The sequence below is a fragment of the Pseudomonas sp. UV AK001 genome (genome assembly GCF_046097675.1).
Taxonomy (GTDB): domain Bacteria; phylum Pseudomonadota; class Gammaproteobacteria; order Pseudomonadales; family Pseudomonadaceae; genus Aquipseudomonas; species Aquipseudomonas kribbensis.
Genome location: NZ_JBJUVZ010000004.1, coordinates 398,459 through 407,495 on the forward strand (window position 1 = coordinate 398,459; position 9,037 = coordinate 407,495).

The 9,037-nt window shown below is 61.7% G+C and carries 5 protein-coding genes; 2 read left to right on the plus strand and 3 right to left on the minus strand.

The window, feature by feature from the left end; translation table 11 throughout:
* The first annotated feature begins 3 nt into the window (after positions 1-3).
* A complete protein-coding gene (locus tag ACKLNA_RS15475) occupies positions 4-597 on the plus strand; it encodes a tRNA-uridine aminocarboxypropyltransferase (RefSeq protein ID WP_408986345.1) in 594 nt (197 codons plus the stop codon).
* A 29-nt stretch (positions 598-626) separates the two neighbouring features.
* Here the strand turns inward: ACKLNA_RS15475 and ACKLNA_RS15480 are convergent, their stop codons facing one another.
* Genes ACKLNA_RS15480 through ACKLNA_RS15490 form a run of 3 tightly spaced genes read right to left on the minus strand, consistent with a single transcriptional unit; the run spans position 627 to position 5,552 of the window.
* Positions 627-1,988 carry an HlyD family type I secretion periplasmic adaptor subunit gene (locus ACKLNA_RS15480; RefSeq protein WP_248737993.1) on the minus strand — a complete coding sequence of 454 codons (1,362 nt, stop codon included), beginning with the start codon at positions 1,986-1,988 and terminating at the stop codon, positions 627-629.
* Between the two features lie 9 nt (positions 1,989-1,997).
* Positions 1,998-4,157: a type I secretion system permease/ATPase gene (locus ACKLNA_RS15485; RefSeq protein ID WP_408986346.1), complete on the minus strand. Its 2,160-nt coding sequence runs from the start codon at positions 4,155-4,157 to the stop codon at positions 1,998-2,000.
* A gap of 30 nt (positions 4,158-4,187) precedes the next feature.
* Positions 4,188-5,552, minus strand: coding sequence for a TolC family outer membrane protein (locus ACKLNA_RS15490; RefSeq protein WP_114881853.1), 1,365 nt, complete (start codon positions 5,550-5,552; stop codon positions 4,188-4,190).
* Between the two features lie 533 nt (positions 5,553-6,085).
* Between ACKLNA_RS15490 and ACKLNA_RS15495 the strand changes: the two genes are divergently transcribed.
* A partial coding sequence (locus tag ACKLNA_RS15495; RefSeq protein WP_408986347.1) for a retention module-containing protein occupies positions 6,086-9,037 on the plus strand: 2,952 nt, incomplete at its 3' end.

The following is a 9,037-nucleotide window of genomic DNA, read 5'->3' on the forward strand; positions in this document are numbered from 1 at the left end:
AACATGTCCAGACCTCAATGCCCGCGCTGCCTGCGCCCACAAACCCACTGCCTGTGTCCGCTGATCCCGAGCCTCGACAGCCGCACCCGGGTGTTGCTGTTGCAGCACCCGAGCGAGGTCAGTCACGCGCTCAACACTGCACGGCTGGCGGCGCTCGGTTTGAACAATGCCGAACTGATCGTCGGCGAAGTGTTCGAGGATCTGCCCGCGTTGCTGAACCGGCCGGGCTATCGGGCGCGGTTGTTGTTCCCGGCGGACGATGCGCAGCCGATGCAGGCTTACACCGCGTCCGATGAACCGCTGTTGCTGGTGGTGCCGGACGGCACGTGGCGCAAGGCGCGCAAGATGTTGCACCTCAATCCCTTGCTGGCGGCGTTGCCACGGGTGACGCTGGCGCAGGGCGGGGTTTCACGGTATCGGTTGCGCAAGGCACCGGGGCCGGGGGCGTTGTCGACCATTGAGGCGATTGTTCAGGCGTTGCAAACGCTGGAAGCACCGGTCTCTTTCGATCCGTTGCTCAAGCCTTTCGAGGCGCTGATCGAGGGGCAGATTGCGGCGATGGGGGAGGAGACCTTCCAGAAGAATCACGGAGGCTGATCGTTCCCACTGCGTGGGAACGAGAGCGGCTACCGTTCGCGCATCGCCTCGGTCCGCGCCTTCAGCACCGGTTTGAGCAAGTAATCCAGCACGCTTTTTTCCCCGGTAATGATGTCCACCGTGGCGACCATCCCCGGGATGATCAGCAACGGCTTCACATCCCCGCCCAAATGGTTTTTGTCGGTACGCACCTGGATCAGGTAGAAGCTGTTGCCCTTGTCGTCGGTGATGGTGTCGGCACCGATCAGCTCAAGTTTGGCGCTAAGCCCGCCGTAGATCGTGTAGTCATAGGCGCTGAACTTGACCATGGCTTTCTGGCCTGGATGCAGGAACGCCACGTCCTGCGGACGCACCTTGGCTTCGATCAGCAGGTTGTCCTCCAGCGGCACGATTTCCACCATGTCGCTGCCCGGCTGAACCACTCCGCCGATGGTGTTGACCTTCAATTGCTTGATCACCCCGTGTACCGGCGAGGTCACCGTGGTGCGACTGACACGGTCGTCGATGGCGATGCTAGAGGCGGTGATTTTCGACAGGTCGGTGCGTTTCTGGTTGAGATCCTTGGCGGCGTCGGAGCGGAAGGTCTGTTCCGATTCGTCGATCTTGCTCTTGATCTCGTTGATCGCCGATTCAGCCCGGGGAATTGCCAGGGTCGTGGCGTTCAGCGATCCGCGAATTTCCACTGCGCTGCGTTTGAGCCGCAGGATTTCCACCGGCGACACCGCCCCGGTGCCCACCAGCGGCGACGACATGTTCATCTCTTGCTGCAACAGCGCCAGGCTGGAACTGTACTGACCCTGCTTGGAGCGAAACTCCGCCAGTTCCTGAGTCTTCTGCCGCAGCTGTTCGGTGAGCGTGCGTTGCTCACTGGCCAGGCGCCGCTGGCGTTGGTCGTAGAGCGCGCGTTCGTCTTCAGCCACTTGCGGCGCCTTGCTGACGATTTCGTCCGAAAGCTTCATCGGCCGGCCTTCGGACTCCGCCGACAAACGCTCGACTTGCGCCATCAACGCATAGCGATCCGCCTCGCTCTCGCCCTTGTTCGACAGAAACCGCGTGTCATCCAGGCGCAGCAGGGTGTCGCCCTTGTTCACCATTTGCCCTTCACGCACGAAGATCTCGGTGACGATCCCGCCCTCGAGGTTCTGGATCACCTGGACCTTGCTCGACGGAATCGCCTTGCCTTCGCCCATGGTCACTTCTTCGAGCACCGCGAACTTGGCCCAGACCAGCGCGCTGATCAGCAGCGCCGCCGCCAGCCACACGGTGATCCGCGACCAGCGCGGCGAATCCTGCAACGAAGCGCCGGCAGTTTCCGGCATGAATTCGGCCTCGGCGCTTTTGCCGAAACTGTCGAAGTAACCGCGCTGTTTTGACGATGAGGAAGCAGACATGGGCAACTCCTAGACCGCCGCCGAGCCGACCCGGCCCTTGCGCAGTGCATCGATGACCGCTTCTTTCGGACCGTCGGCGACGATCCGGCCGTTGTCCAGCACCAGCAACCGGTCCACCAGGCTCAGCATCGAGGTGCGGTGGGTGACCAGCAGAAGCGTCTTGCCCTGCACCCAGCCGTGGAGCTTCTGACGCAGGACGTCTTCGCTGCTGTTGTCCATGGCGCTGGTGGGTTCGTCGAGCAGCATGATCGGTGGATCGAGCAACAGCGCCCGGGCCAGCAGCACGGCCTGGCGCTGACCGCCGGAGAGCAATTGCCCGCGTTCGCCCACCGGCCGGTCGAAGCCTTGCGGGTGCTGGCGGGCCAGTTCGGTGACGCCGGTCAGTTCGGCGACTTCGAGCATCCGCGAATCGCTGACGTAGCGGGCGCCGAGCGTGAGGTTGTCACGCAGGCTGCCGGCCAGCAGCGGCAGGTCGTGGGCGACGTAACCGATCTGCTGGCGCAGGTCGGCGACATCCAGTTGCCGCAGGTCGAGGCCTTCGAGCAGCAACTGGCCTTCTTCCGGTTCGTAAAAACCCATCACCAGCCGGGCCAGAGTGCTTTTGCCGGAACCGCTGCGGCCGATGATGCCGATGCGTTCGCCGGGCTTGAGGCTGAAACTGATATTGCTCAGGGCCGGTGCATTCTGGCCGTTGTAATGGAAGGTCACACCGCTGACGTCCAGCGCGCCTTGCAGTTGCGTGCGTTCCAGGGGCCGCTGTTTGCCGTCGCGTTCCTGAGGCAGGGCCATCAGCGCGTCGGTGCTTTTCATGGTCAGTTGCGCTTGCTGGTAGCGGGTAATCAGCCCGGCGATCTGACCCAGTGGTGCGAGCACGCGGCTGCCAAGCATGTAGCTGGCCACCAGTGCGCCGACGCTGAGGTTGCCGGCGATGATGCTGTAGACCCCGGCGACGATGGTCGCCATCCCCGAAAACTGCTGGATGAACAGCGTGCCGTTGGTGGCCAGCGCCGAGAGGTTGCGCGCATGGCTGTCGAGGCGGGTGAGGGCGCCGTGGGTGCTTTCCCATTTGTGCTGGCGCTCGCTTTCGGCGCTGCAGGCCTTGAGGGTTTCCAGCCCGCCGAGGGTTTCGATCAGCAACGCCTGACGCTCGGCGCCGAGGCTCAGGCTTTTTTGCACGGTGTCGCGCAGGCGCACCTGAATGATCATCGCGAACATGATCGTGATCGGAAACGCCAGCAACGGAATCACCACCAGCCAGCCGCCGAGCAGGCCGATCACCACCAGCATCAGCACCACGAAGGGCAGGTCGATCAGGCTGGTCAGGGTCACGGCGGTGAGGAATTCCCGCAGCCCCTGAAAGTCGTGAATGCTCTGGGCGAAGCCGCCGATGGTCGCTGGCCGGGCCTTCATCGCCATGCCGGTGATGCGCTCGAACAAAGTGGCGGAAAGGATCACGTCGGTCTTCTTGCCAGCGGTGTCCAGCAAGTGCGCACGCACCACCCGCAGCACCAGTTCGAAACCGGTGCCGATCAGCAACCCGATGGCCAGCACCCACAGGGTCGACGTGGCCTGGTTCGGCACCACGCGGTCGTAGGTCTGCATGACGAACAGCGGCACCATCAGGCCCAGCAGGTTGATCAGGAAACTGGCGAGGATCGCGTCGCTGTACAGCCATTTCGACAGCTTCAACGTGTCGCGAAACCACGCCTGCACCCTTGGCACCAACGGTGAACGCAGGTCTTCCAGTTCATGCCGTGGCCGGGCGAAGAGGGCCTGGCCGCTGTAATGTTCAGCGAGTTCTTCGCGGCTGACCCACTGTTCGCCGCCGTCGGCTTCACTGGGCAGGATCAGGGCCTTGCCGTCATCGGCAAAACGCCGCAGCACCGCCGTGCGGCCATTGCCCAGCAGCAACAATATCGGCAGGTTGAGCGGGGAGATGTCCTTGAGGTCGCGGCGCAGCAGCCGTGCCTGCAACCCGGCCCGGGCGGCGGCGCGGGGCAGCAGATCCAGGCTCAGGCGTTGTTTGTCCAGGGGCAGCCCGGCACTCAGGCTGGCGCGACTGACCGTCGCGCCGTGGAGTTTGCAGAGGATCAACAGACCGTCGAGTAACGGATCATCGAAGCTCAGCCGCGGATCGATCCCGGAGGCCCCGGGTTCCATGCTGGTCATATTGATCGCTCCCTGGCTACATCATCGGGACTACTTCAGTTCGGGCAAGCGCGCCTCGTTCTTCACTTCGGCAGCGGCAATCGCGTCGGCCGGCAGCACCACCCGTTGCTTGCTCAGCAACTGACCCATGTTCGCCAGCACGCGGTACATCGAAAACTCTTCGGTGTAACGGATTTCGGTGTAGCGACGGTTGGCGTTGTACAGCTCGTTTTCACTGTCGAGCAGGTCGAGCAGGGTGCGTTGGCCGAGGCCGAACTGATCCTGATACGCGGCGCGCACACGCTTGGTGGTCTCGGCATATTCGCGGGCGGTCGGGGTCTGTTTCTTGGCGTTGACCATGGCGTTCCACGCCAGGTGAATGTTCTCGTTGAGCTGGCGCAGGGCGTTGTTGCGGATGTCCATGGCCTGGTTGATCTGGTGCGCATCGGAGGCCAGTCGCGCCTTGTCGCTGCCGCCACGGAACAGGTTGTAGTTCATCACCACGCCGACCCGCCATTCGTTGTCGTGGCCCTCGTCACCCTGCACGTTGTTGTTGGCGCCGACCGCCGCTTCGGCATCGAAGCGCGGGTAGAACGGCGACTTGGCGACTTCGTATTGGCTCTCGGCCGATTGCACGTCGGCCTGGGCGGATTTCAGATAGGGGTTGTTCTCGACCATGCTCTGCTGGGCTTCGGGCAGGGTGGCGGGCAGTTCACCACGGGTCGAGGCCGGGGTTTCCAGCTCGTCGGGCATGCGTCCGACGACGCTGTAGAAGTTCGACTCGGCGTCCGCCAGATCGACCTCGGCGGTGTCGAGGTTGTTTTGCGCCAACGCCTTACGGGCCACCGACTGGTCGGAGTCGGCGGTGCTGCCGATGCCGCGCTGGGTGCGCAGGCCGATCTGGTCGTTGACCCGCAGGTGCGCCTGCAGGTTGTTTTTGGCCAGGGTCACCAGTTCGCGGCGCTTGAGCACTTCGAGGTAGACCTCGATGGTGCGCAGGGCCAGATCCTGGGCGGTGCCTTGCGCGTAGTACGCGCGCGAGTTGGAAACGCCTTTGGTGCGCGCGACTTCGTTGGACGTGTTGAAGCCGTCGAACAGCATCTGACGCAGGCGCAGCTCGGACTGGGTGTAGTTGAGGGTTTCAGTATTGTGGCCGCTCGGGGTCAGCGCCCGGGTGTTGGTGTTGTCGCTGTAGCCGCGCCCATAGGAAGCATTCAGGTCGACGGACGGATAGTAGCCGCCCTTGGCGACGTTCACCTGTTCATCCGCCGACAGTTTCGCGTCGACGCGCGAAGCGAGATCCGGGTGGGTCGCAATGGTGCTCTGGATGGCTTCGGTGAGGTTCATGGCCTGAGCTTGGGATGTGCAAGCCATGGCCAGCAAAACCGCACTGCAGAGGGGGGTTAGAACGCGCATGGGTGCATCTCCCTGAGTCCTGATGGTATTCCGCTGTCGCCAATTTATTGACGATATTTTTAGCGTTTAGCGTCTCATCGCTGTTACAACAGAGCTAAGAACATCCTGAAGCGTAGCTAAGAAAAATTTTTCATATGGCTTATGCCAAAAAAAACTTATGCGCTTCGCCGAATCCGGCACATTGTTCCATTCGAAAGCCTTTGTTTTATGTGCTTTAGGGAGTGCATGAAGGCTTGAGGAAAGTTCCACTCACTTTGCGACATACGGGCGAAGTACTGCTAAAGGGGAGGGACGCGTAGCGGCAAATGAGCGACAGTTTTTTGTCACTCGGGTGATTCACCACCGTTACGTAGCGCTAGTGGGCGTGCTGCATTGATCAGGGATTCCAAGTGCCTGAGGGCGCTGGAGTTTCTGAACTTGCACAACCTGCGAAACGAACTGTCGAGGTGCGAGCGTCGCCCCGACAACCCGCTTGAGCCATGGGCTGCTTCGCGAACCAGTGCCGACGGTGGTCGGCAGCGGAGGAAATGCACATGGCAACGCTCATCGGGACCGTCACCAAAGTCATTGGTCAGGTTTTCGCGCAAGCCGCTGACGGAAGTCGGCGTGCATTGGTCGAGGGCGATCGGCTGTTTACAGGGGATCAATTGATCACCGGTGCGGAAGGGGCGGTTGCCGTCCATCTGCAAAACGGCCAGGAACTGACCCTGGGCCGCGACAGCAGCCTGACCCTGACCGGACAATTGCTGGCCAACCACGCACCCCATGTGGATGCCCCGGAAGCGCTGACCCCGAGCGATGCGCAACTTACCGACGTCGCGCAGATCCAGAAAGCCATTGCCGCCGGTGACGACCCGACTAAATCTGCTGAAGCCACTGCCGCAGGCCCCGATGCCCCGGGCGATGCCAATGGCGGCAAGGGCGGCGGCCACAGTTTCGTATTGCTGACGGAAGTCGCCGGGCGGGTCGATCCGGTCGTCGGTTTCCCCACCGCCGGTTTCAATGGCATTCCCGAGTTCCCGCAAGAGCGCCACTACGCGGTGATCGACAACGGCGACAACACGCCCGCGCCGGTCATCCCGCCACCGGTCAATAACCTTGTGACTCTCACAGGCCTCGACGTACCGGGGGGCGAACTGACGCTCAACGAAGCCAATCTGCCGGACGGTTCCGCCGCCAATCCCGGCGAGCTGACCCAGGCCGGCAGCTTCAGCATCTCCGCGCCCGATGGTCTGACGAGCCTGAGCATCGGCGGCATCAACGTCATCGTCGGCGGTGTGCCGGTCGGTTTCCCGCAATCGATCACCACACAACTGGGCAACACCCTGACCATCACCGGTTACAACCCGGCGAACGGCACTGTGAGTTACAGCTACACCCTCAATGGCAACGACGCCCATCCTGCGGGTGATGGGGCCAACAATCTGAGTGAACATTTCACGGTGATTGCCGGTGACAGCAATGGCGATACGGCGACCGGCTCGCTGGACGTGAACATCACCGATGACGTGCCCAAAGCTGTTGATGACAGCAACACCGGTACGGCTTCGGAAACCAACCTGAGCCTGACCGGTAACGTGCTGATCAACGACGTCCAGGGCGCCGACCGCATTCCTGTCGGCCCCAACAGCGGCCCGGTGGTTGCCGGTACGTTCACCGGGACTTACGGCACGCTGGTGCTGAACGCCAACGGCACTTACACCTACACGCTCAACACCAGCGACGCGGATTTCAAGGCGTTGCATGGCGGCGGTAATGGCACAGAGACCTTCACCTACACCCTGCGTGATTCCGATGGCGACACCAGCACCGCGAACCTGGTGCTGCAGATCCACAACAACGACGATCCGGTGCTCATCAACGGCTTGAACGTAGAAGGTGGCGAGCTGACGGTTTTCGAAAAAAACCTGAGCACCGGCAGTGCGCCGGATGCTACTGCGTTGACCCAAAGCGGCACCTTCACCATCACTGCTCTGGACGGCGTCACCACACTGACCGTGGGCGGCATTGCAGTCGTCACAAACGGCGTGGCCGCAGGCTTTCCGCAATCGGTGACCACGCCATTAGGGAGCACGCTGACCATCACCGGGTTCAACGCCGCCACCGGCGTTGTCAGTTACAGCTACACCCTCGATCACAACGACGCGCATCCGACTGCCAATGGCGCCAATACCTTGAGCGAGCAGTTCGCGGTCACTGTCGTCGATGACAACGGCACCACGGCCAACGCATCGCTGGATGTGAACATCGTTGATGACGTGCCCAAAGCCGTGGATGACAGCAACACCGGTACGGCTTCGGAAACCAATCTGACGCTGACCGGCAACGTGCTGACCAACGACGTGCAAGGCGCCGACCGTGTGCAGACCGGCCCAGTCACCGCCGGTACTTTCACCGGGACCTACGGCACCCTGGTGCTGAATGCCGATGGTTCCTACACCTACACCGTCAACCCTAATGACGCCGATTTCAAGAATCTGCATGGCGGTGGAAACGGCACTGAAACCTTCACCTACACCGTCACCGACTCGGACGGTGACACGAGCACGGCGAATCTTGTTCTGCAGGTCCACAACAACGACGATCCGGTGATCATCAACGGCCTGGACGTAAACGGCGGCGAGCTGACGGTTTTCGAGAAAAACCTCAGTACCGGCAGTGCGCCGGATGCTACGGCTTTGACTCAGAGCGGTACTTTCACGATCACTGCTTTGGACGGTGTCACCACGCTGACCGTGGGTGGAATCGCCGTCGTTACCAACGGTGTGGCCGCCGGCTTCCCGCAATCGGTCACGACGCCGCTGGGTAGCACGCTGACGATTACAGGTTTCAACGCCACGACCGGCGTCGTCAGCTACAGCTACACACTCGACCACAATGACGCCCACCCGACTGCCAACGGCGCGAACACTTTGAGTGAGCAGTTCGCCGTCACCGTGGTGGATGACAACGGCACGACCGCCAATGCTTCGCTGGATGTGAACATCGTCGATGATTTGCCCAAAGCCGTGGACGACAGCAACACCGGCACCGCCTCGGAAACCAACCTGACCCTGACCGGCAATGTCCTGACCAACGATGTGCAAGGCGCCGATCGCGTACCGACCGGCCCGAATGCCGGACCGATTACTGCCGGCACGTTCACTGGAACCTATGGCACTTTGGTGCTGAATGCGGATGGCTCTTACACCTATACCGTCAACCCTAACGACGCCGACTTCAAAAGCCTGCACGGTGGCGGAAACGGTACTGAAACCTTCACCTACACCATCACCGATTCGGACGGCGATACCAGCACTGCGAACCTCGTGCTGCAAATCCACAACAACGACGATCCGGTGATCATCAACGGCCTCGACGTTAACGGCGGCGAGCTCACTGTCTTCGAGAAAAATCTGAGCACCGGTAGTGCGCCGGATGCCACGGCTTTGACTCAAAGTGGCACGTTCACTATCACTGCTCTGGATGGTGTAACGACCCTGACT

Bases quoted from the DNA above. Each gene is read 5' to 3' on its own strand.
- ACKLNA_RS15485 (WP_408986346.1), bottom strand. From the start codon at position 4,157: ATGACCAGCATGGAACCCGGGGCCTCCGGGATCGATCCGCGGCTGAGC.
- ACKLNA_RS15480 (WP_248737993.1), bottom strand. From the start codon at position 1,988: ATGTCTGCTTCCTCATCGTCAAAACAGCGCGGTTACTTCGACAGTTTC.
- ACKLNA_RS15490 (WP_114881853.1), bottom strand. From the start codon at position 5,552: ATGCGCGTTCTAACCCCCCTCTGCAGTGCGGTTTTGCTGGCCATGGCT.
- ACKLNA_RS15475 (WP_408986345.1), top strand. From the start codon at position 4: ATGTCCAGACCTCAATGCCCGCGCTGCCTGCGCCCACAAACCCACTGC.